The sequence below is a fragment of the Methanosarcina sp. DH2 genome (genome assembly GCF_020804225.1).
Lineage (GTDB): Archaea > Halobacteriota > Methanosarcinia > Methanosarcinales > Methanosarcinaceae > Methanosarcina.
In genome coordinates, this window is sequence record NZ_WJBI01000001.1 from 444,924 (window position 1) to 470,921 (window position 25,998).

Genomic DNA, 25,998 nt, shown 5'->3' on the forward strand with positions numbered 1-25,998 from the left:
ATCTTTTAGTAAAATACTTATCTCTTAATACTCATATCTTTTTTCGTATCACCGAGGTAGAGATCTTGCAAAATGAAAGAGGAAGCAGGATGGATGTTAAAATCGACTGGAATGAACTCTGGAAAGAAAGACTGGAGTTGCAGAGTAAAGCGCAGCTGAGTACTGATTGCGCAAATATGTGGAAAAACAAAGAGAACGCAAAACGTTTCTGGGAGATGTCTCAGGAAAATAAGAACAGAATTGAAAAAACCCTGGCCGGAATGGTTCTTACCCCCGAGTCCCGAGTCCTTGACATTGGGGCGGGCCCTGGAAGCCTGGCAGTTCCTCTTGCTGAGAAGGTCGCGCATGTAACAGCAGTCGAGCCTGCAGAAGGGATGATGGAGATTCTGAAACAAAATATCGAAACTTATGGGATCAGGAATATCAACTGCGTCTATAAAGACTGGGAATCTGTTGATGCAGAATCTGACCTCTGCCCCCCTTATGATGTTGTGTTTGCATCTTACTCTCTGGGAATGAAAGATATCCGGGCTTCAATCCAAAAAATGATTGACGTATCTTCAGGATATGTTTATCTTTACTGGTTTGCAGGAGATACATCCTGGGATATACACTCTCAAAAACTCTGGCCTATCCTGCACGGGTGTGAGTACAGGCAGGGCCCAAAGGCAAACATCCTTTACAACGTACTTTACGATATGGGGATCTATCCGAATGTAAAGGTCTTCCCTTTTGAGCATAAAAACCGTTTTGAAAGCCTTGAAGAAGCTCTTGGGCATTTTAAGCCTCAATACGCTGCATTTTCACCTGATCAGGAAGAAATTCTCAGGTCCTACCTTCTGGAAGTGCTTGAAGAAGAGAACGGGACTCTTGTACAGAAGGGCTGGAGCATACGGGTGAAGATGTGGTGGAAATCCTCTTCCCCTTGAAGGAAATATATTTCGGCAATTTTTCAGCTATCTCTGGAGGATCTGCCCATATGCTATTTTTTACAGGAAGCCCTTCTGCACAGGCTTCCTGTAAGAGCTTTTCTGGCTATTTTTCGTTATTCAGACATGATTATTACACTTTCAGATATGATTATTACGCTTTCAGACTTGATTATGTTGTGATATCTTTATCACGAGCAGTCCTTATCTTTTTAAAGATTTCCATTACAACGATAACAATGGCGGCAATTATGAAAAAGCGGAACCAGCTATCAAATGAAACAGGGCTTATACTGAGAAGTTCCTGCATGAAAGGTATCTGCATTGCAAAAATATGAAGTCCCTGCATCATGACAACGCCAATAACCAGAAAATAATTGTTCCTGATAGGCACCTTGAATGCGGAGCGATATTCAGAACGGCAATTAAATACATGGAAATTTTCAAAGAGAACCATCAATAGAAGCAGGAGGTTTCTTGCCCCGTTTTCTTCGTATCCTTCTCCAAGTAACCATGCCCAGGCTGCAAACGCTATGATCCCAATAGTTACCCCTGAAATCAGGGTCTCTTTTACCATCAGGTCATTAAAAATCCCTTCTTCGGGCTTTCTCGGTTTCCTTCCCATGACTCCGGGCTCCCCTGACTCAAAGGCCAGTGCTACTCCCTGAATTCCATTTGTAACCAGGTTGAGCCAGAGTAGCTGCACTGCAAGCAGTGGTATTGATAAGCCCGCAAAAAGCGCCAGTATGAAAAGAATTACTTCTGCAAGTCCGGTCGAAATAAGAAGGAGAGTAACCTTTCTGATGTTATCATAAGCAATTCTCCCCTCCTCTACTCCTGCAACAATCGAAGAGAATGTATCATCGGTTACAATCATGGATGACGTGTCTTTAGCCACATCGGTTCCTGATCCCATCGCCACGCCAATATTCGCCCGCCTGAGCGCGGGGGCGTCATTGACCCCGTCCCCTGTGACAGCAACATAATGACCCCTGCGGACAAGTGCATCTACAATCTGCATTTTCTGCACTGGTGTTACCCTTGCAAAAACTCTTGCCTGTTCAAGGGTAGCAATAAAAGTGGGGAGTTCGGGGTCTCCAAGCTCTTCTATCTCTCTACCTGTGATCATTTCTTCTTTCGAATGGGCAATCCCAAGTTCACTGGCTATTGCAAGTGCAGTTTTAGGATGGTCTCCGGTAATCATTATCACATCAATTCCAGCCTTTTTACAGGTCTGGACTGCCTCATTGACATCGGGTCTCAGCGGGTCCATGAATCCCGTAATGCCGAGAAATGTGAGTTCCGGTTTTACCGATTCGAGTTCAGACTCTTCGCCCACTTTCCCTGATACGGAACCCTCGGCGACCACGAGAGCGCGATACCCTTTTTCCATCAGGGAGTTCAGTTCCCGGTTCAGGGCAACCGGATCAATCGGAACCGTGCCTTCCGATACATTCATATTTGTACAGTATGGAAGAACAGCTTCCATAGCTCCTTTAACAGCTACCCTGATGGGTCCGCTTTTATCCTCCTGATAATATACAGCCGCATACATTCTCTCGGATTCGAAGGGAACTTCAGCCACTACTTTTAATTCTTTTCTGACATCTTCCGGATTGATTCCCAGCTTAAATGCAAGCGCAAGAAAAGCGACATCTATAGCATCTCCATGATGGGTCCATTTTTCGCCCTCCTTAAAGAGGGTTCCTTCATTGCAGATCGTGGCAGCCAGTGCAAGCTTTCGAAGTTTCTCCATATCTTCTGCATCAGGAGAACCTCCATTCTTCTGCTTTACATCACCTGCAGAGGTATACCCTTCTCCCGAGACCTCAAAATAATCTCCTGGGGGCAGCAGGACCATTCTTGCAGTCTGCTGGTTGACAGTAAGAGTTCCGGTCTTATCGGTTGCTATCGTGGTGCAGCTCCCGAGGCTTTCCACTGCAGAGAGCGTGCGGACAATCACATTGCGCTTAGCCATCCTGGTAGATGCAATCGAAAGTGCAACTGTGACCCCTACAGGCAGCCCTTCAGGAATAGCCGACACTACAAGGGCTACAGCAAGGAAAAAAACCTCTATAGGCGCGGTACCCTGTGAAAGGGCAACTGCGCTCATCACACCGCTTGCAGCTATCACAAGAATTCCTATTTTCTGGGCAAAATCTTCCATCCGTATAAGAAGAGGTGGTTTTGCCGACACCGTCTCTGTAACTGCACGTGCAATCATACCAACTTCGGTTCGGCTTCCTGTCGCAGTTACAATTCCACAGCCGCGCCCTGTAATTACAGTGCTTCCGGCATATGCCATATTGTACCGATCACTCACGGGAGTATCTTCTTTGAGTATGCCTACTACCTTCTGCACAGCAGCGGATTCACCGGTAAGGAGTGATTCGTCAATAGTAAGGTTTGTAGCACGGAGAATACGGAGGTCAGCAGGGATACGGCTACCAGATTCAAGCAGGACAATATCCCCGGGGACTATCTCTTCAGCCGAAATTTTAATCTCGGCTCCTCCTCTCCTGGCCCTGGACATAATTTTTAAGATGGTTTGCAGCTGTGACGCACTCTGCTCCGCTTTCCACTCCTGGATAGTGCCGATTACCGCATTGATTATTACTACAAGGAAAATAAATCCTGCATCTCTGAGATCGTCCAGAAGAACTGAGATTATTCCTGCTATTAGGAGGATGTAAATTAAAGGGCTTTTAAACTGATGAAGGACAATTTCTACAATTCCCGGAGGCTTCCTTGCAGGCAGGGTATTTTTTCCATATTCCTGAAGTCTGATAGCTGCTTCTTCAGGGTCAAGCCCCCTGGAAGAAGTGGCAAGCTTTCTTAATATCTCTTCACTTTCCAGAGAATGCCAAGGAGTGGTAGTTTTAACACTGCTATCCGAAGTATCCGGCTCAGAAGGTCTTCTTCGGGATAGGCTGTTCCCTTTCTTTTCTTCCAGAGCTTGCTGCTCCCCGTCCCCTTCAGGAATATCTGGATCTGATGAGAACATGCTTGTCACCTCTCTTAAATCTCTTTTCTCAATAATTTGCTTTCTGGCAGATCTACCTCAATTATCCATTCTAATCACAGGTTAAGGTCTTTTTCTGCTCAGGAATAAAGATACAAATTGATGGTTTTCCCAGATGTGATCTCTGCGTGTTTAAAAACAACTGCATCCGTTGAACGCAGGAAATCCGCTTCGTAAAGGGTAATTTTCAGTCTTCGACCTATAGACGTCCTGACTATTCTCTATAGAACTGAGTTTACCCGCTTATATCCCCTTTTTTAACTATGTTGCTTATCTTATAAATCTCGTTTCGCTATATAATCAGTTTTTACATTCCTGTTTTAATTTTAATGGCTCTTCTAACATGCCCTCTCAGGTATAATTTTGATAGGCGATTATAATTGTTAAAAATAGTTTGCGAAACAGACTTATATCATTCTTTCACGTGCCTCCTCCTTGAAGACTTCTGCATCTAAGGTTCAGGCAAGGGTTTTATCCCCTGTAAAAAAAGGAAGGTAAATTCAGCCATATCCTTTTTGTCTTTGTTTTTGCCTATTTTTGCCTACTGTTGTCTATTTTTGTCTATTTTGTCTGGTTTTCTCCCCGAGCTCTGGCGTTTGCTCAAAGAAACGAGAGACAGAGAGCCTTCATAAAGATCCCGAAATTCATTCCCGTACTACTCAGAATCTGAAGTTATACAAAAATTTGGAATGTAATCGTTATGACAGTTGTCAACCCGGTGACAACTTCATTTTGGGTCATTTTTGTTTTCATGAAGCTTAAATATTCTTTCTAAATTCACCGTCGCCACTCAGAGTACAGTTTTGATCCTCTAGAATTACATATTTATATGCGCATTTAAGTACCCACAATAACGTCTCCGCGTCTTTTTTACTAAGTAATGGAATTATATTTTTTCTGTATAAATATAATTGGTAGTTTATTCTCTTAATGGTTAGTTCAATGATATACAATTTGTTCAGTTCCTTATCTATTATACTGATCTGTCTATATTATATTGAATTAATAATATTTAAAAGTCAAACTGTATTAGTTTCATGAGCTCCAATGTATTTTCTGGATGTTTTGGTCACATTTTCAAGCACCGTCGAACGACTTTTCCTAAGTGTGATGAGGAAAATGCCACTCTCGAACTGCTGAAAAGTTCTATTTTAGTTGCATTTTCTGGTGCGCTACGAATACACCTCGCATTTCTACTACTTCACATTCAATCAAGTATACTGACCTGTGTTGCAGGCGGTCTAATTATTTACACAGTTTATACACTTGACAGAGCTTTTGATTCCGAAGAAGATACTGTAAACCGGAAGGAATTGAATGGCTCGAATAAAAAAGTCGGACTCGTGGTTTCACTACTGGCTTTTATTCTAGGAACTTGCATACTGGCGAAAGAAGGAATGTTTGCACTTGCTTTCGTACCTTTCATAACTGGCTATCTGTACAGTAAAGGCATTAAAATCGGCAAGTTCGCTCTGAAGCTCAAAGGAGGGCTTGGAATTAAGAATATTGTTGTCGGGCTTACATGGGGCCTTTTTATTGCAGGACTTGCAGGTAGTGGGTGTGGAAATCTGGTCCCTATTGTTCTGGTTTTTATTTTCTTCGGAGTAAAACTCTTCATCAACTCCGCCATTTATGATTTCAAGGATGTTAAAGGAGATACTCTTGCAGGTATCAAGACTCTTCCCGTAAGCCTGGGGACAAGGAAAACTCGCAATCTTCTTACTTCCATGCACCTGCTCTCCCACCTGGTGCTTGGGATTGCCCTTATCCACGGAGTCCTTGCTTTCGAACCCCTTATAGTTCTCTACAGTTTCATTTGCGGACTGATATGCATCCAGAATTTTACAAGCTCAGAAGATGAGAAACTTTCTTCTCAAACACTTGAAAGGACCGTTCTTGTAGACGGAGAATCCACTTCTATTCTTGGACTCAGGATGATTGCAGGTGCTTTAATTGCATAAGACCTAATTTTACAAAATTCTAAAAAAACTATGAAAAAACTTAGTCTAATAAAAAACTTGATATGATAATACATCCGGAGCTTGATGTTTATTTTTTAATTCTAACAAAAAGTAGTAAGGAAAGTAAAAAACCTGGTTAATCACGTTTTAAACAGGTTAGACTGAAGATCGAGCATCTTCAGCTACACTTACAATTCGATTTCCAGCTCTTTCATCTTCATACCCTCCGAATAACTGCAACCTCAGGTCATTGCAACCTCAGGTCATTGCAACCTTAGGTCATTGCAACCTTAGGTCATTGCAACCTTAGGTCATTGCAACCTTTCGATTTACAGACTCCTTATTTCAACTGCACTTTCTTTATAATGCTTAAAAAGGTCTTCTCCCCATTTAATTGATGAAGAATCAAAACCTACAAGGTCACTTCTCGGGTCAAAGGTTCCGTTTTTGAAAAAGAGTGAGAGTGACATAAACCTGTCTGTTACGACGAAAGCTACCTTTGCGCTGTCGTAGACGTGGAAACTTGTGTGTTTATACTTAAGAAATTCTTCTATTTCTGCGTTATGCTCGCTTTTTATTTTAAAAAAGACATTTGGTGTAACAATTATGGAGATCGGAATATTCCTGCGGGCCATCTCAAGAAACATCGGCGGATAGCTGGGGAGGAAAATTGATGAAAAGCCCATAAAACGGCCGGAAGTCAGGACATTTTCCATGAACGCCTTATGGGAGTCATAAATATGTTCATGCTCGTCCTTTACAACTCTGCACTCCTTTAGCTCCTGTATTCTGTTTAGCAACATATCCGGAACCGCTATAAGGTCATGGTCTTTCCAGAAGTCTTCGTTTGCTTCTATAGCTGCCAGAGTGTCAAGGAAAGGTTTGTAATATATGGCTGAAACTTTTCCCAGGGAAGTCAACCGATACATTCCTTCCTGTCTGACAATTAAATTCGAATTTTCCATTTCTTTCAGGCGAGGTAGAATCTCCGGTGATCTTACATCGAAATAGTCCTTGATCTCCGAAAGGGTTTTTGGGCTCTCCTGAAGTAAAAATAAAATATCTTTTCGTTTTTCAGAAAAGGTTAGGATGCTTAAAAGTCCAGTTGATTTCACATTTATCAGCCCATATTTTTTCATACTGTTTCTGGAGTAATTTAAGAGTTGTTGCGAAAAGGTAAGTTCTCCGGTTTTTATTTAAGGTGAAGATAATTTGGTTTTTTTAATTTTTTTCATCTTTTATATTGAATTGAGGTGGCAGTTATATCAGAATGATATAATGTTGCTAGAATGGTATACGAATTCAATATATATTATCTTTTTCAAGAGTATACTTAATTCTTAATAATTTTTTCTGGTATTTAGATATTTTATGTACCGGTCTTTCGAAAACGCAGAATATCTTACTGGAAAAATATTCCTAACTTAATGAAAAAATAGTTTATGACAATGATATAAAATTATTCTACTAATATACGTTTTAGAACTGCTTATCCGGAATGCAGGTTGAAAATCATGGGTAAAAAATTGATATTTAAGATTGGCTTTTGATGAGTTTCTTAATCAAAATAGTTAGATCCGATAGTGAATTAAATAATAAGCCAGGTGCATTAATAAATTTTTTGAAGTACGCGGTAATCAAATAGACATATGCACTTAGCCAAGGAATTTTAAAACTCTCGCCTCTGGGAAATCTTTCGTCTTCTAACCCTGAAGCTCTGAAAAATAAGTTTAAAATGAGAATGTACCCTGCCCCCGGGTGCAGGGGTACTCGAGCTTTTACATTAAGATCAGGTTCAATACATTGGGTCCTTCTTTGTTTTTACATCGAACCTTTATCTTTTGATTTTTTAATGAAGAAAATGCCGCATGCCTGTAAAAACCAGGGCAACTTCAAGTCTGTTTGCAGTAGCAATAACTTCACTATCTCTGATTGAACCGCCGGGGGAAACAATGTAGCGTATGTTATTTTCTGATGCATGGATTACGCTGTCATCGAAGGGGAAGAAAGCATCCGACGCCATTACACATTCTGACATAATCTTCTGGCAGTACTCTTCAAAGGATGAAGCAAGCGGTTCCCGCTCATAAATTACCCTCAGGTTTTCAACTGCCTTTGTGGCTGCCAGTTTACGGATCGAGTCCACTCTGTTAGGCTGCCCCGCTCCCATTCCCAGTACCATGAAATATCCCGGTTCGTATTCATACGCGAGGATCACAGCATTGGATTTTGTGGCTTTGCAGGCTTTAAGGCAGAACTCCGAGAGGGCGCGTTTGTCTTCAGGATAGGGAATTTCAGTAACAGACTCCCATTTTTCATAGATCCCTATATCACGACTCTGCTTAAGCATGCCTCCGACCACGTATTTGTATGTGTATTCCGTTCCGAAAACCTCTCTGAGTTCCGGAAGTTTCAGAAGCCTCAGGTTTTCACTTTTATTTTTCAGGTACTCCAGGGCATCAGGCTTAAAGTCAGGGGCAAGGATGATTTCTATGAATTTCCCATTCAGAAAAGTTGCAGATTCGAGGTCAAAAGTCTCGTTTGTACATATTATGCTTCCGTAAGCCGAAATCGGATCCCCATCCCAGGCAGCCTGAAGTGCTTGCAGGAGTGTTTCTCCAGTAGCAAGTCCGCATGGGTTGTTGTGTTTTACAATTGCTACGGCAGGGGACGAATTTCCGAGTTCTTTGACCGTCTGGAGGGCATTGTCTGCATCTACATAGTTATTGTAGGAAAGCTCTTTTCCATGCAGCTGGACTGCTTTTGCCAGGCTGGGGCCTTCGATCTTAGACTCTTTATAAAAATATGCTTTCTGATGCCAGTTTTCTCCATAGCGAAGTTTCACGCCATCGGCAAATTTCAGGCGGAGCACCTCTTCTCCAAGCAGGGTCTTGCTCAGATAGGTATCAATAGCTGCGTCGTAATCAGCCGTATGCCTGAAAGCTTTGACTGCAAGAGCAGCTCGGGTTTTGTCGGATATGACTCCACTTGAACGCAGTTCTTTAAGGACATGTCCATAGTCTGAAGGGTCAGATAATACTGTTACAGAACGATAATTCTTGGCTGCAGAGCGGAGAAGGGTCGGGCCTCCGATATCTATATTTTCAATGGCTTCTTCAAGCTCCACATCCTCTCTGGAAACCGTTACTTCAAAGGGGTACAGGTTTACGGCTATCAGATCGATAAGAGAGATATCTTCTTTCGCAGCCTCCTCCATCTGTTCCTTACTGTTCCGCAGGCATAGGAGCCCGCCATGAATTCTCGGGTGGAGAGTTTTAACTCTTCCCCCCATCATCTCCGGATAGCCTGTGACTTCCGTGACATCAGTAACCTCGACGCCGGCGTCGCGAAGGATTTTCGCAGTCCCGCCTGTTGATATGATCTTCACGCCAAGTGCTTCAAGCCCGCGTGCAAATTCCGCAATTCCTGTCTTGTCTGATACGCTGAGCAGTGCCCTTTTTACCAAAAAATCACCAATATACTTGGTTTAAAAATTATTAGCTATAAAACTTATGGTTTACACATTATTTTATTGGAAAGATGACCTTTTTATTGAAAAAATCAGAATTTAACTCCTTAAATGCAACATTTCTGTTAACGTTTAACATGAATCTCTTGGATTTCTAGTTCTTTAAGTTTTTGGTATTTTTTAACTATTGCCCTCTGCCATCTTTATATGAGGAACATCTTTCTGAAAAAAAGTTCAGGTAGAATTCTTATTGCTTGGAAATAGAAATGATAAGGGGTACAGGATGGTGATATTGCTCAAAGTTACTTCTTACGTCTGCCCTTGAATGTTTGAACTTATTTTTTAATCATCTTTTTAAGCCCATTTTTTTGAGAAACAGGTAAAAAGGTTGGGGAATCGATGGAAAATAAATACGATATTATAATCATCGGGACAGGTACTGCAGGCAGAACTCTAGCAGGCAGGGCAAAGTCCTCAGGATTGAAATTTGCCATTATTGATTCAAGGGAGTACGGAGGCACATGCCCCCTTAGAGGATGCGACCCTAAAAAGGTTCTTGCAGGGGTATCCGAAGCCACAGACTTGAACAACAGGCTTATAGGCAAAGGTGCAGGGACAGAGAAGCCTTTACTGGTTTACTGGCCTTCACTTATTGAATTTAAGAGAACGTTTACTGAGGGCTATCCCCGTGAAGCTGAAAAAATGTTCGCAGATATGGGAATTGATATGTATCGCGGGAGAGCTCATTTTGAGAATGAAAACACCGTGCTTGTCGGGAAAGATAAACTCAAAGGGAAGTATATTTTCCTTGCGACAGGGTCAAAGCCGAGGAAACTGAGCATCTCTGGTGAGGAATACATGACAACAAGTGAAGAGTTCATGGAAATAGAGAAGTTTCCTGGAAAGATCATTTTTGTCGGGGGCGGATATATCTCCTTAGAGTTTGCACACATTGCAAGGCGAGTTGGGTCTGAAGTTTTAATCCTGCATAGAAGCGAAAAGCTTCTGGGAGGGTTTGATTTCGATCTGGTGAATATGCTTGTCAAGGCTTCCGAGGCTGCAGGCATCAGGATTCTTACAAACAGGCCGGTAGTAGCTGTTGAAAAAGGGAATAACGGATTTCTGGTCAGTGCTGAGTACAAGACCGAAAAGCAGTCCGAAATTCAGACTTTCAATGCAGATATGGTGGTAAATGGGGCAGGCAGAATTCCTGATTTCGAAGATCTACGGCTTGAGAATGCCGGAGTTGAAGCTGGAAAAAAAGGTATTATAGTTGATAAGCAGATGAGAACATCAAATCCTCGCGTTTATGCGGGCGGAGACTGTACTGCCGAAGGCATGCAGCTTACTCCGGTAGCAACACTTCAGGGCGAGGTTGCCGCAGCTAATATTCTCGATGGAAGTGGGGCTGAAGCTGATTATACAGGCATTCCCAGTGCAGTTTTTACCATTCCTGTCCTTGCTTCCGTTGGAATTAGTGAAGCAAAAGAAAATAGTAAATACAGGGTAATTTTCCGTGACCGCAGTAAATGGAACACCACAAGAAGAGCAGGACTGGAGTTTGCAGCCTCAAAGGTAATTATCGATGAAACAAAAGACCGTATAGCAGGAGCCCACATTCTGGGTCCGAATGCCGAAGAGGCTATCAATATCTTTGCTATGGCAATGCGACTTGGTCTCCGGGCATCGGACATAAGGAAAATGGTGTTTACGTATCCAACAGTATGTTCTGATATCCGTTATATGCTGTAAAAATCGGCTGTATGGATAGCTTATCTGAAATTATCCTATCGGAAAATGATCCTGAAATGTGTAATAAAAATAGTTATGTAAAGAGGTTAAACGCCTTTAAAAATCCTGATATTATGGTTGGGACATTGAGGCCGGGAAAATCGAAATGTTAATGGAGTTCTTTTGATGCCTGAAAAAAAATCGGGAAAGTTGACTTCTAATGAGCCCTTGCAGGAATATTATATTCCTGACAACAGACATAATTTTGACCGGGTCTGGGTCCTTTTAAAGGAAGAGTATCCGGGCGCAAAACCTTCTCTTAACTACAGCAATTCGCTGGAACTCCTTATAGCGACTGTCCTTTCCGCTCAGTCAACGGATGTCCAGATTAACAGAGTAACTGAATATTTGTTCAAAAAATACAGGACTGCCGAAGATTATGCAGGTGCAGACCTCAGAGAACTTGAAGCGGATATTTATTCTACGGGGTTTTACAAAAGCAAAGCAAAAAATATCAAAGCTGCCGCGCAGCTGCTTGTCGAGCTATATGGGGGCGAAGTCCCGCAGACAATGAAAGAACTGGTGACTCTGCCCGGAGTCGGGAGAAAAACAGCGAATATAGTGCTTGCCCGAGCTTTTGGAGTGATAGAGGGCATCGCCGTGGATACCCACGTAAAAAGAGTCTCTGGAAGGCTGGGCTTTACCAGGCACTCGGACCCGGTAAAAATCGAACAGGACCTCATACCACTTGCCCGAAAAGAAGACCTTGATTCGATTTCCATGACCTTCATCTATCACGGGAGGAAGGTTTGCCAGGCAAGAAAACCCAGGTGTCAGGTTTGTGTTGTAAAAGAGCTGTGTCCCTCCAGCATTATCTTTATTGGTGAGTAAGCAATGGAAATTTTTCAGGGACACTAAAGTATTACTAATAAAGGAAAATCTGGAAAGAGTCCTGATTATTTGGAACGAGTCATGCTGAGATACTTAATTCATGAGAATACTTATGGGGCAGCCGTTTCTTCCATGATCTGGAAGATAAACGGCTTTTCAAAAAGGAAATACAATTTTTTGTCAGGCTTTTTTATTGAAAACCTTTCCCAGCCCGAAACTGATTGCCAGTACCGCTATAGTTCCTATGGCAATCGCCATAATTTCCCCGCTTTTTCCCATTCCCTCTATTGAATAGTCAGTCATCGGAGAACTTATTGCAGGTTCCATTTCTTCAAGCTCGGACAGTTTTGATTCATCGATCACGCCCAGAGCAGCACTTTCCAGCCCGTCAGGGTTCGGAGAGGCAAGAAAAGGGGCAAGTACCGAGACCAAGAGAGCAATTGCAATTCCTGCATACAAAAACTTCATATTTTTCCCGCTCACGCCATTGCCTCCATTTCTACTCTCTCTTTTCTGGCTTCCAGACTGTTTTCTTCCAGGAGATCAGGACGGGATTTTGCAATAGCCGTTATTGCTATTGAGGTAATCAGTCCTTCTCCTATGAAACCAATTATCAGGTGGAAGGTTCCCATTGCCATAAGCCCCGGAACCAGAGGGAAAGTACCTGCAATCCACATCTGAACTGCGCAGACAATTGACGAGATGAAAAGCCCGAGCCAGGCGCCTCCGAAGGCTGCAATGTTTATGCTCAAGCTCCTGCGGAGCACAGCGTAAGTATAATACCCTACAAAACCGGAAACAACCCCCATATTCAGGATATTCGCACCCATTGTAGTGATCCCACCGTCAGCAAAGGCAAAACCCTGCACAAGCAGCACGAGCGTGAGTACAAGAACTCCTGCCCAGGGACTTCCGAAAACAATTGCCACAAGGGCTGCCCCGACCATGTGCCCACTTGTCCCCATACCTATGGGGATGTTCATGGCTTGGATAGCAAATATCCCTGCTGCAAGGGCAGCGAGGATCGGTACTTTCATCTCATCGAGCTCTTTTCTTGCCCATCTCATTGACATTATAATGAAAGGAAGGGCAATAACCCAGTAAATTACTGCCTGGTCAAGCGGTATAAACGAATCAGGTATATGCATTCATTTTCCTCTTTTTAACCCCATTTCTTGTCTTCTGAATTTCTAAACAGGAATCCCCGTTCTGGCACGGAAAAACATTCCTGAAGGGGATATGAGTATTCTTAAAATGAACGTCTTTGATCATTTCTCAGAAGTTAACCCTGCTTCTTTAAATATCTAATAACGTTCCCAATGATTATTCTAAAGAATTTCTTGATAATACCTGATTGTCCAGTATTACATATATACGTTTTGATATTACTTTGTCCGATAAATATTCGGTTTAATCAAATTCGTTATTTATGTATTTATATATACGTCAAATTGCATGTCCGTCGATTTCTTTCTGCACTGAAACGAGTATGCAGGTACAGGTTTTTAGTATTAAATAATAGAATGATTTATATTTTAAGAACGGAATTTACCCGAGAAAGAAGGTTTCATAAATTTTCAGGCAATATACGGCTTTTCAGATAAAATAATGAATATAAACGATGCATCCTGCGCTGAATAGCAAAAAGAAAATATCCTGAGCTTTGATTTTTCCTTTATAATATGCTTTTTCATATCCACTTCCGTATCCTCTGCAGAGCATACTTATATAGGTTTTTTCTCCCTGCTCGTAAGACCGTACGAAGATTGAACTGATGCTGTACCCTATCTGTTTTATAATCCACTTTCTTGTCACATTTTTGTTCCATATGTTAAAGAGGCGGGTTTGTTGTGCAATTTTTATTCTTTTCAGGACAGACCAGAAAAGAAAAAGGTAGCGTACCATCATGCTAAGCAGCAGGGTAAATTCCCTCGGAAAACCTATCCTATCAGCTGCTGAGACCATATCCCTCAACTTCGTGGTAGATGAAAGAAGTACGACTGATGTTACGCAGACAAGGAACTTTACGAGAAGTGAAGTCCCGAAGGCAATTCCCTCATATGTTATGCTGAGCCCTAAAGGAAGATCCAGAGGATAAAGAGTGTAATTCTCCACAAAAGAAGGCTTCAAGAAAGGCTGGATCAGGGCAATTCCAATTCCTAAGGGTAAGATTGCAAGAATGCGCAGGATAAAGTACCTTAAGTCCAGTCTGGCAGCAAGCACAAGAAGCAGAAGATAAGCCTCAACTGCAAGAAGACGAGTTATATTTTCTTCATGGATGCGGGGCAGGCTAACTACGTAAAGGATCACGGCAAGCGCAAAGAGCAGTTTTACCCTTGGGTCAAGCCTGTGTATCGGGCTATTTTTGTATGATTCACGCTCGATATCAGTAAGTGTTACCATCAAAAGCTCTCCTGAAAATGTCCTGTGAAAAATTTTCAGGTTTTTATTTTATTCCTGCCTTCTGATGCGCGGAGCCTATAATCCGCAGGATCTCGTCCCTGGCAGTTTCGGCTGTTATCTGTATGCTTACATCGACGCCTTTCTGTTTCAGCATTTCGAAGACCTCTGCAATCCTGGGCAGCCTTAAGTGGGCTTTTCTGAGGAGTTCGGGGTCATTGAATATCTCTTCGGGGCTTCCGTCAGCCTCAAGTTTTCCGTGGTGGAGTACGAAAACCCTTTCAGCAAAATAAGGGACAACATCCACATCATGGGTTGAAAGAAGCATGGTGATCCCGAGTTCCCTATTCATTTTCATGATAAGTTCCAGAATTCGGGCTGAACTCAAAGGGTCAAGTCCTGCTGTGGGTTCGTCAAGCACAATAACTTCCGGGCGCATGGCAAGGATTCCTGCAATTGCCACGAGTTTTTTCTGTCCTCCACTCAGGTGGTGCGGGGCTCTTTCTTCAAAACCCTTAAGTCCTACCATTTCAAGGGCTTCCTCTACCCTTGTTTCTACTTCCTCTCTGGACAGGCCCATATTGATTGGTCCAAAAGCTATATCTTCTTCAACACTCGGGGCAAGCACCTGGTCATCAGGATCCTGAAAAACTATTCCTACCGTTTCCCTGCACATCCGCACATTCTTTTTAGTAATCTTTTCTCCCTTTACCAGGACTTCCCCGGAAAGGGGGCGCAGAATCCCGTTAAGGTGTTTAAAAAGGGTAGACTTTCCTGCTCCGTTAGCCCCAAGCACTGCAACTCTTTCTCCACTGTGTACCTTCAAGTTTATCTTATCAAGGGCATTTGATTCCAGGTGTGGGTATCTGTGGCATAGATCTCTTACTTCAAGGATAGGGGTGTCGATTCTTTCTGAGGGATTGCCTGCTTTTTCCGGATTTCTCCCGGTTTCAGGGTTTTTTTTGCCCTTTATTTGCTCCGGAATATCTGCTTCTCCTCCGGGATTCCTTGGGGGGTTTGATTTGCTCATAACTGAAAACGTCCTGTACGGAGACCACTGCTTACCTTTATATAATTTTTAAAAAATAGTGTTACAGCTAATGAAGTTATCTTTTTTATGTGTTATGGTTTGTACTTCCCGATTTGCAGTTTATGCTCATTGCTTTATTCTATTTCAGGGTAGTGCTTTAAATTTCGGGTCAATGCTTCAGGTCAGCACTTTTTTGTTTATGCCTCCTTTTCCTTTCTTTTACCTTCCTTTTACCTTCCTTTTACTTTCCTTTTCTCTTCGACTTTAAATCCTGAAAGGCAAATAAGCTTGAGAGATAATTATACAAATCTTCCCCGCGTCTTTTACGGTGATGCATCGGGTCATTCTTCATATAGATATGGATTACTTTTTTGCAGCCGTCGAGGAACGGGAAAACCCTGAACTCCGCGGAAAAGCAGTTGTAGTCTGCATGCTTTCAGGGCGAAGCGAGCTCAGTGGATCTGTAAGCACATGTAATTACATTGCCCGAGAATTCGGAATCCGGTCAGGAATGCCCTGCTCAAGGGCAAAGAAACTTAATCCGGAAGCCGTTTTCCTGCCTGTCAGGAAGCCGTTTTACACTTCGGTTTCTGATAGGATTATGGGAATTCTCCGCAGCTATGCAGACCCTGGAGAAAACGGAGATTCTTTTGAACAGATAAGTGTTGATGAGGCTTTCCTTGAAATAACCGACAGAACAGGTGGAGATTTTAACCTAGCTTTTGAGCTCGGGATGAAGATAAAAGGAGAAATAAAAGAAAAAGAGAAATTGACCTGCTCTATAGGAATAGGACCAAATAAGCTAATTGCCAAGATGGCTTCCTCCGCAAAAAAACCTGATGGGGTTACGGTTGTGAGTCCTCAGGATCTGGATAATTTTCTCTGGCCGCTGAATGTGTCCAAACTCTGGGGGATCGGGGATGTAACTGCAAGAAAATTACAGGAAATGGGTGTAATTACAATAAAGGACCTTGCAAATCACGATGTTATCGAACTCATTTCCACCTTCGGAAGATCCAGGGGTACATGGCTTAAACATGCTGCTGCAGGAATTGATGACACTCTCCTTAAAGAAAGGGATGGGTCAGAACAGATCGGAAGAATTGCGACATTGCCTGAAGATACTCTGGATAAGGAACTTATCTTTCCGCTACTGGATAAGCTGGCAGGGGACGTTATTGAAAAACTGGACTCAAGGGAACTCTCCTTCAGGGTTGTAACCCTTACGGCCATAAACTCAAACTTCAAGATGTATACAAAGAGTCGCACACTCAGTCACCAGGTTTCTTCAAAGGGAGCCCTTCTTGGTGTAACCAGGGAAATCCTGGGCGAATTCCTTTCAGAAAACAGGACAAAGCTCAGACGCGTGGGAGTAAGGGTAGGAGGACTCCAGAAAAGAAAGGGCCAGAAAAGCCTTTTTGATTACTGAGTCTAAATGATGTGTTTTTGCATAGTTTAAGGGTATGTTGTCTTGCACTAGTTTTTGCTTACATTCGTTTTTGCGCGGTCAGGTTTTATGTTTGCCCTATTTTACATGTCCCGATCTTACATGTGCTGGAAAGTTATGTTTACCCGGTTAAACCTATAAACAGGATTCTCGCTCATTACCAGATTTATATTTATACTCAGTATATAATTAAGATATGCCTTAGTTACTCTCATTTTATTGAGCATACCTTCTTTTTTGTTAACCCATGAGATAATTTTTTCATAAAATTTATCACACAAGAAATGTAATAATAGTATGGCTAATATTCCGAAATTGCTTCCATAACCTGAATTTCTACCCCCATTTTTTGAGCCATGCTATTTTTTTATGTGGATCATTTCTGCATGCGGGTTTCTTCAAAATGGCACTTTATTCAAATTCGCTCAAAAAGGCGAAAAGAATTCATAGAGTGGGTAGGGAAGGACGGCTGCATAAGGACGGTTAGGAGAGGGACGATATGATTAAAAAACCGTTTACAATCCAGTTTCCGGAAAATCCAGTCAGCGGATTTAGCTGGGATATCGCGACCAGTAACGGGCTACAGGTGACGAGGGACAGGTTTGTCCCTGAAGATGAGGAAAAGACCGGCAGCGGGGGATACCGTGTGTGGGATATTCAGGTAACTTGCCAGGGCAGTCAAAAGATAACAGGCACATACCGGAGGGGTAACCAGATAGCAAGCTGTTTTGAGATCAATATTGATGCCGAATAATAATTTTTACAGGCTATGGAGCCTGGAGCTCTGGCAAGGTCGCCTTCTCTGGCAAAAGTCCAATCCGCCCTGCCTTGCCTTGGACTCACTTTTGTTTTCTATTTTCGCTTCCCAATTTTCGCTTCGGGATCACAGGAAATCAGGGATTTCCTGAGAGTTGCACTGCAAGTGCAACAGCACGAGGTCCTTTTTGCTCCACTTCGTTTCTCTCGAGAGGACTAATTAAAAAAACTGGTAGTTTTTCCTTGTCCTCCAGTCATGTTTTCCATGTTTCGTCTCTTAGTAACTCTCTTATTTCTTCCTTTTTTTCGATGGGTGCCAGACGAACTGACGGAAACATTTCCATAAACATATAGATAAAAATAGTTCCTCTATTCGGGGGTAGTTCTCTACAGTATTCTGTCCATCTCAAAAAGAATGCAGGTTTACCCAGGGTCATTTTTTCTCTAGTTAGCTGGCCGGCTACAGCTCTGCACATATAGAAAAAAACCTGGGTCAGCGGCACTGCACAAGAAATAAACTGGAGATGCCGGTCAGGCTGCCCGTAATAATATCAGGCTATTGTTTGTGGACAACCTGAGCGTTTAATGACGGATACTGGAACTCTAACACCGGATACTGAACATCTAACACGAATAATATTCACATAAATTTCACAAGCGGGCAGACTTCTATACAGGCTCCGCAGTGGGTGCAGCTATCCCTTATCCAGGCTCTTTTTCCTTTCATTTCAATTGCGCTGTGCTTGCAGTGCCCTACACAGACTCCACATCCCTGGCAGAGAACAGCTCTCCGCACTGAGAACTCGACCATACGCATTAGCTTTTTTAGTGTTTTTTCGTTTTCACTTCTTCCGTTCACATTTCCTGAAGCAAAAACCTGGGCTCTTGATTCACCCATGGCAACAGAAGCAGCCCCTTCTATGAAGGAGACCTTACCTGCAGGGGAAAGCATGCCACTTTCTTCCAGAGTTCCTCCTATATCTATTGCCTGCCCGAAACTTCCATCCGCAGAAATTCCTCCTGCTTTGCAGGGTCTGTATCCTGTGGCGACTTCAAATTGGAGTTCTTTTGGGGCATCCTGAGAAGGGAGCAGGGAAATCTCCTTTTTGTCCGCAAGTTCCTGCAGTACCTTCGGGTAGCGCTTATAGCGCCATAAGCCGTACTTCACCCATTCAGGAGAAAGCCCCATCTTCTCTGCATAAGCCTGAAGGTGAGAATTGAGCTTTTTTGCAAGTTCAGGATGGCTTTCCTCAAGCTGGAAAAAGTCGGATAGGGACGAAGAAGGACAGAGCCAGCATCCCATTCGGTCATACCCTTTTTCATAAGCAGGATTATAGGGAGCCTCTGTCCTGAAGAGGTAGAGCCAGATGTGCAGGGCTGTCCATTCCTGTATGGGAGATGCCCCAACCTGGTTTCCTACCCAGGGGTTTTTCCAGACCCTCTTACTGATGGACCGAGCATGGGATTCGTACTGGCGTTGCCCTATGAAGCTCAGGCAGCCTCCTTCATAGTTTTCATCAATCAACCTGGTAATAGGTCCAAGTTTGCATATCTTGCAGCACCAGCGCGTGTCCATTGTCGGAGGCCCGAAAACTCCTATGGATTCCCAGAAGGAATCTCCTGCGCTCGCTGTCCTCAGGGTTTTTCCATAATATTCTGCAACCTTTCTGACGTTTTCAAGAGTTTCCGGAAACTCAAGCCCTGTATCTGCAAACATCAATTCATAATCGTCCAGAGTTTCATCCACAAGTTGCAGCACTGCAAGGCTGTCCTTGCCTCCGGAATAGGATACGCTGACTTTCAGGTCCATACTCCCGGAAACGTTTCTTATGAAAGCATGAGCGTCTTCTATCATAGAGTCAAGAATTTTCTCATTGGCTTTTACGGCATCATCCCAGTTTCTTCCCGGTTCGAGGGTTTTTGCAGCTTCGGGCTCCGCACTCCAGCGCGGCTTTACCGCGTTCCCGCGCTTTTCTTCAAGCATCTCCTTTCCTGTCAGCCGTGCTCTCCCGCAGCAAACTACCTCTCCTGAAGGGATAAGGACAACAACCTCGTCCTCTTTTTCGATCTCAGGGTCTGCATCAAGGACTCCGGGAGCCAGGACACTTGCCCCTTTTTTCAGGATAAAAGGCATAATTTCCTGCTCGATAACCACCCATTTTTTCAGCTCTTTCCTTTCCCTTCCCTGGAAAAGCCGCCGGGCTCCTTCAAGCCTGGGGAGAAGAACCCATGTGCAGTTTTCTATTTCGAACCTGATAGATGCAAGGACTTCTCCATCCACTATGATTTCATCCATCCGGTCTTCATAAGGAGCTTTATTAAGCACCACAAGGTGACCTTCGGGGATAAGAGGAGCATTAAATTGTTTGTCAGAAACGGAATTTATCCGCCTTATATCGTAATCAAAAGCCGGGCGAATATCCCCTGGAGGAGTTACCTCAACTTTTTTTGTTCTATTGCCGCACCCACACTGTTTTCCGAGCACAGGCACATTGCAGGCATCGCACCAGTGCAGGAGCATTTTGCCAAGGTATGCTGGTCTGGACATGTCACGCAGATTGAGAGAGGTTCACCTTTAAAAGGCTTTGGCTTTTCCTGAGAGCCTGTCTTAAAATCAAATTGATTTTGCAACTGGGATAGGACTTCCGCATTTTAAATGAAAAAAGTAGCATTAAACTGTCAAATGTCTAAAATGTGAAGTTAAACCCTGATGTTTGTTGTATTTGATTTTTATCTAGGGTGCGTAAATTCTATGGAGTAATTCAATATGGTCTGCTGTCACGATTTATGATATGTATAATCAGAATTATAATTAAATAAGGAATAAGAGATTCCATTAAAGCCGCAATAATTATTGCTATTATAATTGATAAATCAGGTTGACCAATCACATTTAGAAAATTCAAAATAAAAAAAAAGGCAAAGCAAGCGATAAACAATATTCGATAACTTGATTTCTTCATAATAAATCCACTCCTATGTAATATCCACCACGTTTAGTAAAACCATTCTAGAATTAATCCAATAAGAATTTCAGTTCGATAAGTAACGACAGCAAAACCTATTTTGGCACTTCCTCCTTCCTGAGTTTCCATCCTCCATAAAGGCAGGTCAAGCTTCCCAATAATCCAAAACCTGGAGTAGAGTTATTTTTGCTTGATTTATCTCCACCTGATCTACCACCTTTATTAGATTCAGAATTATTATTGGTTGAATTATTGAGTTCGACAGCGTTTTTTTCTTCAGATGATGATAAGTTAGTTTCTTCAACTCCTTTGTCTTCAGTTGCGTTTAAAGTCTCCATTGTACTCTGGTCAGTTTCATTGTAGGTTGCCTTTATTCTTTGATCAGTCATGTCAGAACTTCTAAAAGGTCCAATGACAACTCCAACAGGACAGTTCATAGCATATTTTCCTGTATTCACAGTCGCTGTAACAGTGTTTATGGCTGTGTCAATTACCGAGACATTAGCTTCGTAGTCACCGGAGTATACGGCAGAGTTTGCCACATATACTTTTTTTCCATCTGGGGTGACTGCAACTCCAAAAGGAGTTAATCCTACAGGCACTGTGGCTGTAACAGTATTTGTTGCTGTGTTAATTATAGAAACATTGTTACTTTGCCAATTTGTCACATATGCCTTTTTTCCATCAGGACTGACTGCAATATCACTGGGGCCGTCTCCTACAGGTACACTTCCGGTAACATTGTTTGTAGCTGTGTCAATTACAGAAACATTGTTACTGCCTGAATTAATCACATAAACCTTATTTCCATCAGAGCTAACTGCAATATCAGTAGGATAATCTCCTACAGGTACAATAGCTGTAACTTTTTTTGTAGCCACATCAATTACAGAAGTAGTGTTGTTTCGATTATTTGTAGCATAGATTTTTTTCCCATCCGGTGTAAATGCAACTTCAGAAGAAATCATCCCCACATTAACCGGGTCCATTACAGTGTTTGTAGATGTGCCAATTACTGTGTTAATCACGGAAATAGTGGGGCTGTCACGGACCGTCACATAAACCCTTGATCCTTTAGGGTTAACTGCAACTCCCAAAGGATAGCCTCCTACATCCACTACTGCATCAACCTTATTTGTCGCTGTGTCAATTACAGAGACAGTGGTGCTGAATCCTGATGAGTCCGTCACATATACCTTTGTTCCTGCAGGATTGATTGCTGCTTGTCCAGCCCAGCCTTCTATAGGCACCACGGCTGTAAGATTGTTAGTTGCTGTGTCAATTACAAAAACAGTGCCAGTGTCGATTCCTATACTTGTCACATATGCAAATGGAGCTGCAACCGCGACGCCCACCAGTATTAATATCGCAAATACAGTTATTCCAAAAACTCTTATGAGGATATCTTCTCTGCGTAGTTTATTAGACATTGCCAGTCATGCCTCTTGGGTGTATTTTGTGGAGTTTGGGTTTTAATTACCACTATCTTGAGAAAAAAATGTCTTTTTCTACATTTCATGTCAAGACTTTGTGACGTACTCTGAGTTTTGGGATCAGCTCAATTGTTTCGAGTCTACAGTTACTTCTTATTCTTGATTGTTTGATGATTCGGTGAAAATAGATGTTAGCTCAGGTTGACCTTTTGAAGAGGTATGATATAATACTTAAAAAAATAAAAAAATTGAATCCACCTGGGGTTGTTGGGAGAGCACTTTGTACTTTTATCTCGCTTATATTCGTGTCTGTTCCATTTCCATTACTTGCTGTAAGTGTTACTGTGTAGTTCCCTTCTGTTGAATATATATGCTCAGGATTCTGTTCGGTTGAGTTAGTTCCGTCCCCAAAATTCCACTCCCATGCAGCAGGTTCGCCTGCAGTATTGTCAGTAAAACAGACTTTCAGAGATTTGTTTTCATATGTGGAAGACGTAGAGAAAGAGACTATAAGGGGACTTGAATTGAGAGTACACATGTAGATATCAGGGCTTTCATCGCCATTGCAATAATCCTCCCATACTATTCTGTTCCCATAAATAGATGGATTTATCTGATCTGATTTACTGGTTGTGACCTGAGTCTCTTTTTGAGTGGATAAATCGTAAACGTAGATATCCCTGTTTCCATTTTTGTAATATATGTTTCTGTTTCCGTTTCTGGAATCCTGCCATACTATCCAGTTACCATAGATAGCAGGATTGAATGCTAATCCACTGGTGCTGATCCGAGTTTCTTTGGAAGTAGAAAGATTATACATATAAATATCGGAGTTTCTATTGCGCCAATCTACCCAAACTATTCTGTCCTCGTAGATAGCAGGATACTCCTGACCTAATCCATTAGTGGTTATCTGCGTCTCCCTGGAAGTGGAGAGATCATACATGTAAATATCGTATCCGTTGCTGCTATCTGTCCATACTATTCTATCTCCATAAATAGCAGGTCTTCCCCACTGTTCGGATTTACTGGTAGTAATTTTGGTTTCTTTTGAAGTTGAGATATCGTACATGTAAATATCTCCGTCTTCATTGCGACGATCCTGCCACACAATTATGTCTCCGTAGATAGCAGGAAGATTTTGAGTTGAGTTATTGGTGGTTATCTGAGTTTCCGAAAAAGTAGGGAGATCATACATGTAGATATCGTCGTTTCCACCTCGCTCATGCTCCTCCCATACTATACGATTTCCATAGATATCAGGACACCATTGCATGGATTCGTTTGTTGTTATCTGAGTTTCTTTTTGAGTGGATAGATCATACATGTAGATATCGGCGTTTCCATTTCTGTAATCCTCCCATACTATCCAGTTACCATAGATAGCAGGGCTGCCTGCTGATCCGCTATTGGTGATCCGAGTTTCGGCGATTGTGGTGGAAACATTTTGTGCAGTAGCTGCAGATGCCGTGGATAAAACGAGAATTAAAAGTAAAATCAGGAATATTGTAACTAAGACTATTAAATCTAATTTTTTGTTAGTTATCATTTATTACCTCTAAAGATTTATCGCTACCTTTTTTCATACGAAAAAAGTTAATAATTCCAGTGTCCCCGATTCCGTTATCCTCATCAAACCATGGTAAATATAGACGACCACAGATAGTTTCAGCTTGTGTTTATTCATGTTCATTTGTGGTTCTTTTATGGGAAACTCATTGACTAGCGTTGATTTCAAAATGCAGTTTTATTACCATAACTTGGAATCGATGATAGTACCCAGACTACCATCTGAATTTTATTCATCCCAATAGACCATATTTACTGGTAGTTGTGGAAAGTTTATTTGAACTCCATAAATTCCTCTTACCTAAATCCTTATAAGTTTTCTGTCCATTCTATCAAACAATCTGAAAGGACGCTGGATTTATGATTTCTTTTTCCAGATGTATTATTTAATAGGACGAATTGTTTGAAACCTTGGATAGAAAACTTATATACTCATATCCAATGCAAGTGCATTCTTTGACTCAAAAAATGAGAGATGTTGTTTTAAGGAAGATACGAACTGTTCAGTCAAATTCGAAAAAAGTCCTTACAACTCATTACAGAGCAACAGGTTCGTTTTTAGCCTCTTCATTAGTGCCTTTGAGATTTATCTTCTATTACCCCGGTAGTTTACTTTCTTCCGGTTTTTGCCTTTTTTATTGTGCTGTAACTTTTTCCGTCTATTCCCGGTTTAGAAAAATTTGGACATAAGGGATGGATTCGAAACACAGTTCTCTGAAAAAGTGCATTCCGTACAGAACTTTTCTTCCGTTTTCTCAGGCATGAATCCGGCTTTTATTTTCTCCACACGCCTGCAGATTTTTAATACCTCTCTGCGGTCCGAACTTCGGATCACTACTTTTCGGAGCAGCCCGAAACTTACATACTCGACAAAGGCGAAGGGGACTTCCCCTCCGAACTCGGCTTCAAGCAGAAGGGCAAGTGATGTGACGTGCATCCGGTCAGATGCCCACACCCCCTGAACAGGACAGTTTCCCGGTTTTATAATCGAGGGAACATTCATGCCCTCGAAACAGACAAGCTTGGACGGAACACCCTTCAGATTAAGTTTTTCCGATAAAAGAAATGGCTCGGTTTTAACAGGTGTAAGTGCCGCAAGCATAGGGTCTTTTCCATATTCTTCAAGTCCTCTGAGAAGGTTAGCTGCAATTTCCGGAATTTTAGCTCTTGCCCGCGCGTTCGCTTCTTCCAGTATTCCTTCCTCTATGCGTGCAAATTCCCTCGGAAACATTAGTGGGAGGTCTTCACATGCCTGATTAAGGGCAGATTCAAGTTCTTTACAAAGGGTATCGGCGTTTAACGAACACTTTTTCACAATTTCAGGATAATTCAGGGAGAGCTCTTTCAGGAGCATTCTCTCGAGCCGTGAAGCGTTTATTTCCGGAAGCAGTTCAAATCCACGGCTGACAAAGTATACGCGCCGCGGGCAGTTGATATACAGAAGAAGGTCAGAAACGCTTATCTCGGGGTTCCGTGAATCTGCAGGCATTACATTCCAATTTCTTTCACATCTCTTATAAATTTTTTGGGGAAGATCTCGCTCTTATCTGATAGTTAAACCTATGCGACAATTGCCGAACTCGCATTCGTTAGATATATATGGTAATGCTTCCTCTTAGATTAAGTAAGTCATGACATCCAACGATTCCTCAGAAAATCTGCGCAACCGCCTGGCAGAAAAAATGGCTGGAGATATCACACTCTCTGAAAAACCCGGAGAGTCACTGAAAAAGTGGAGATTAAATTTTGAGATATCCCAGACCGATATTGCAAATTACCTTAAGGTTTCTCCTTCTGTTATCAGCGATTATGAAAGCGGGAGGCGAAAGTCTCCGGGGACGATGATAGTCCGGAAGATTGTGGAATCCCTGCTTGAAGTAGATATTGAGCGGGGAGGCAAAAAGATTCACACCTACGAATCGATACTTAACGCCGAAAGCAACTCAAAATCCATCTACTCAACCTATGAGTATACTCTCCCGATACAGCTTGCTAAACTGGTTAACCTTATTGAAGGCGATGTTGTCTATAAAGGAGCTGAGAGGCCTCTATATGGTTTTTCTGTCATCGACAGCCAGCGGGCGGTCCTGGAACTTTCTTCCCACGAATTCCAGAAGCTCTATGGCTGGAGTACGGACAGAGCCATGATCTTTACAAAGGTTACTACCGGAAAGTCCCCTCTGGTAGCTATCCGGGTCACCAACCTGAAACCCGGAGCTGTTGTGCTCCACGGGCTCCGTAAAGAAGATGTCGAACCTGTTGCAGTCAAGATGGCGGAAGTAGACCGTGTCCCCCTGGTCGCAACTACAATGGATCTCGATCAGATTGTGCAGTTACTGAAAAAATACAGTCAATACTCTGCAAGGGAATGACCCCCTGAAAGATGCCCTAAAC

The 25,998-nt window shown here is 42.4% G+C and carries 18 protein-coding genes; 7 read left to right on the forward strand and 11 right to left on the reverse strand.

Annotated features, from left to right (window positions below; genetic code table 11):
* Nucleotides 1–89 precede the first annotated feature (89 nt).
* A complete protein-coding gene (locus tag FXV91_RS01915) occupies nucleotides 90–929 on the forward strand; it encodes a class I SAM-dependent methyltransferase (RefSeq protein WP_229387785.1) in 840 nt (279 codons plus the stop codon).
* A 172-nt stretch (nucleotides 930–1,101) separates the two neighbouring features.
* Here the strand turns inward: FXV91_RS01915 and FXV91_RS01920 are convergent, their stop codons facing one another.
* Nucleotides 1,102–3,933 (reverse strand): HAD-IC family P-type ATPase, encoded by a 2,832-nt coding sequence (locus tag FXV91_RS01920; RefSeq protein WP_229387787.1) that lies wholly within the window; start codon nucleotides 3,931–3,933, stop codon nucleotides 1,102–1,104.
* Nucleotides 3,934–4,988: 1,055 nt separating this feature from the next.
* On the opposite strand from FXV91_RS01920, the gene FXV91_RS01925 reads away from it, so the two are divergent.
* The gene (locus FXV91_RS01925; protein WP_229387789.1) at nucleotides 4,989–5,912 is read left to right on the forward strand and encodes a UbiA family prenyltransferase; all 924 of its coding nucleotides are present in this window, start codon (nucleotides 4,989–4,991) and stop codon (nucleotides 5,910–5,912) included.
* Between the two features lie 329 nt (nucleotides 5,913–6,241).
* On the opposite strand, the gene FXV91_RS01930 is transcribed toward FXV91_RS01925, so the two are convergent.
* Together FXV91_RS01930 and purH are read right to left on the reverse strand one after the other, a co-directional pair.
* On the reverse strand, nucleotides 6,242–7,027 hold the full coding sequence (locus FXV91_RS01930; RefSeq protein WP_229387791.1) for a winged helix-turn-helix domain-containing protein: 786 nt from the start codon (nucleotides 7,025–7,027) through the stop codon (nucleotides 6,242–6,244).
* Between the two features lie 734 nt (nucleotides 7,028–7,761).
* On the reverse strand, nucleotides 7,762–9,378 hold the full coding sequence (gene purH, locus FXV91_RS01935; RefSeq protein ID WP_229387793.1) for a bifunctional phosphoribosylaminoimidazolecarboxamide formyltransferase/IMP cyclohydrolase: 1,617 nt from the start codon (nucleotides 9,376–9,378) through the stop codon (nucleotides 7,762–7,764).
* Nucleotides 9,379–9,780: 402 nt separating this feature from the next.
* On the opposite strand from purH, the gene FXV91_RS01940 reads away from it, so the two are divergent.
* On the forward strand, nucleotides 9,781–11,133 hold the full coding sequence (locus tag FXV91_RS01940) for an NAD(P)/FAD-dependent oxidoreductase (RefSeq protein WP_229387795.1): 1,353 nt from the start codon (nucleotides 9,781–9,783) through the stop codon (nucleotides 11,131–11,133).
* Between the two features lie 165 nt (nucleotides 11,134–11,298).
* Nucleotides 11,299–12,003, forward strand: coding sequence for an endonuclease III (nth, locus tag FXV91_RS01945; protein ID WP_229387797.1), 705 nt, complete (start codon nucleotides 11,299–11,301; stop codon nucleotides 12,001–12,003).
* A 180-nt stretch (nucleotides 12,004–12,183) separates the two neighbouring features.
* Here the strand turns inward: nth and FXV91_RS01950 are convergent, their stop codons facing one another.
* The 4 genes from FXV91_RS01950 to FXV91_RS01965 all read right to left on the reverse strand — a co-directional run bounded on the left by FXV91_RS01950 (nucleotide 12,184) and on the right by FXV91_RS01965 (nucleotide 15,433).
* Complete coding sequence (locus FXV91_RS01950; RefSeq protein ID WP_229387799.1) at nucleotides 12,184–12,486, reverse strand: PDGLE domain-containing protein; 303 nt, start codon at nucleotides 12,484–12,486, stop codon at nucleotides 12,184–12,186.
* Nucleotides 12,483–13,151 (reverse strand): cobalt transporter CbiM, encoded by a 669-nt coding sequence (gene cbiM / locus FXV91_RS01955; RefSeq protein WP_229387801.1) that lies wholly within the window; start codon nucleotides 13,149–13,151, stop codon nucleotides 12,483–12,485. Before cbiM ends, FXV91_RS01950 begins: the two co-directional genes overlap by 4 nt.
* Before the next feature lie 448 nt (nucleotides 13,152–13,599).
* Nucleotides 13,600–14,406 carry a cobalt ECF transporter T component CbiQ gene (gene cbiQ / locus FXV91_RS01960; protein ID WP_229387803.1) on the reverse strand — a complete coding sequence of 269 codons (807 nt, stop codon included), beginning with the start codon at nucleotides 14,404–14,406 and terminating at the stop codon, nucleotides 13,600–13,602.
* Between the two features lie 43 nt (nucleotides 14,407–14,449).
* Nucleotides 14,450–15,433, reverse strand: coding sequence for an ATP-binding cassette domain-containing protein (locus FXV91_RS01965; protein ID WP_229387805.1), 984 nt, complete (start codon nucleotides 15,431–15,433; stop codon nucleotides 14,450–14,452).
* A gap of 331 nt (nucleotides 15,434–15,764) precedes the next feature.
* On the opposite strand from FXV91_RS01965, the gene dinB reads away from it, so the two are divergent.
* Entirely contained in the window at nucleotides 15,765–16,862 is a 1,098-nt protein-coding gene (gene dinB / locus FXV91_RS01970; RefSeq protein ID WP_229387807.1) for a DNA polymerase IV, read from the forward strand.
* Nucleotides 16,863–17,379: 517 nt separating this feature from the next.
* The gene (locus tag FXV91_RS01975; RefSeq protein WP_229387809.1) at nucleotides 17,380–17,634 is read left to right on the forward strand and encodes a protease inhibitor I42 family protein; all 255 of its coding nucleotides are present in this window, start codon (nucleotides 17,380–17,382) and stop codon (nucleotides 17,632–17,634) included.
* A gap of 642 nt (nucleotides 17,635–18,276) precedes the next feature.
* On the opposite strand, the gene FXV91_RS01980 is transcribed toward FXV91_RS01975, so the two are convergent.
* From FXV91_RS01980 to FXV91_RS01995, 4 genes are all read right to left on the reverse strand, one after another.
* Nucleotides 18,277–20,184 (reverse strand): phosphoadenosine phosphosulfate reductase family protein, encoded by a 1,908-nt coding sequence (locus tag FXV91_RS01980; RefSeq protein WP_229387811.1) that lies wholly within the window; start codon nucleotides 20,182–20,184, stop codon nucleotides 18,277–18,279.
* A gap of 513 nt (nucleotides 20,185–20,697) precedes the next feature.
* Nucleotides 20,698–22,032 carry a YncE family protein gene (locus tag FXV91_RS01985; RefSeq protein ID WP_229387813.1) on the reverse strand — a complete coding sequence of 445 codons (1,335 nt, stop codon included), beginning with the start codon at nucleotides 22,030–22,032 and terminating at the stop codon, nucleotides 20,698–20,700.
* A gap of 199 nt (nucleotides 22,033–22,231) precedes the next feature.
* Nucleotides 22,232–23,584: a PKD domain-containing protein gene (locus FXV91_RS01990; protein ID WP_229387815.1), complete on the reverse strand. Its 1,353-nt coding sequence runs from the start codon at nucleotides 23,582–23,584 to the stop codon at nucleotides 22,232–22,234.
* A 690-nt stretch (nucleotides 23,585–24,274) separates the two neighbouring features.
* Nucleotides 24,275–25,093: a Dna2/Cas4 domain-containing protein gene (locus tag FXV91_RS01995; protein WP_229387817.1), complete on the reverse strand. Its 819-nt coding sequence runs from the start codon at nucleotides 25,091–25,093 to the stop codon at nucleotides 24,275–24,277.
* A 142-nt stretch (nucleotides 25,094–25,235) separates the two neighbouring features.
* Here FXV91_RS01995 and FXV91_RS02000 point away from each other — a divergent pair, with 142 nt between their 5' ends.
* A complete protein-coding gene (locus tag FXV91_RS02000) occupies nucleotides 25,236–25,976 on the forward strand; it encodes a helix-turn-helix domain-containing protein (RefSeq protein WP_229387819.1) in 741 nt (246 codons plus the stop codon).
* Nucleotides 25,977–25,998 lie beyond the last annotated feature (22 nt).

Coding starts and splice junctions, on each gene's coding strand:
- FXV91_RS01915 (WP_229387785.1), top strand. CDS start 90: ATGGATGTTAAAATCGACTGGAATGAACTCTGGAAAGAAAGACTGGAG.
- FXV91_RS01920 (WP_229387787.1), bottom strand. CDS start 3,933: ATGTTCTCATCAGATCCAGATATTCCTGAAGGGGACGGGGAGCAGCAA.
- FXV91_RS01925 (WP_229387789.1), top strand. CDS start 4,989: ATGAGCTCCAATGTATTTTCTGGATGTTTTGGTCACATTTTCAAGCAC.
- FXV91_RS01940 (WP_229387795.1), top strand. CDS start 9,781: ATGGAAAATAAATACGATATTATAATCATCGGGACAGGTACTGCAGGC.
- nth (WP_229387797.1), top strand. CDS start 11,299: ATGCCTGAAAAAAAATCGGGAAAGTTGACTTCTAATGAGCCCTTGCAG.
- cbiM (WP_229387801.1), bottom strand. CDS start 13,151: ATGCATATACCTGATTCGTTTATACCGCTTGACCAGGCAGTAATTTAC.
- cbiQ (WP_229387803.1), bottom strand. CDS start 14,406: ATGGTAACACTTACTGATATCGAGCGTGAATCATACAAAAATAGCCCG.
- FXV91_RS01965 (WP_229387805.1), bottom strand. CDS start 15,433: ATGAGCAAATCAAACCCCCCAAGGAATCCCGGAGGAGAAGCAGATATT.
- dinB (WP_229387807.1), top strand. CDS start 15,765: ATGCATCGGGTCATTCTTCATATAGATATGGATTACTTTTTTGCAGCC.
- FXV91_RS01975 (WP_229387809.1), top strand. CDS start 17,380: ATGATTAAAAAACCGTTTACAATCCAGTTTCCGGAAAATCCAGTCAGC.
- FXV91_RS01980 (WP_229387811.1), bottom strand. CDS start 20,184: ATGTCCAGACCAGCATACCTTGGCAAAATGCTCCTGCACTGGTGCGAT.
- FXV91_RS01985 (WP_229387813.1), bottom strand. CDS start 22,032: ATGTCTAATAAACTACGCAGAGAAGATATCCTCATAAGAGTTTTTGGA.
- FXV91_RS01990 (WP_229387815.1), bottom strand. CDS start 23,584: ATGATAACTAACAAAAAATTAGATTTAATAGTCTTAGTTACAATATTC.
- FXV91_RS01995 (WP_229387817.1), bottom strand. CDS start 25,093: ATGCCTGCAGATTCACGGAACCCCGAGATAAGCGTTTCTGACCTTCTT.
- FXV91_RS02000 (WP_229387819.1), top strand. CDS start 25,236: ATGACATCCAACGATTCCTCAGAAAATCTGCGCAACCGCCTGGCAGAA.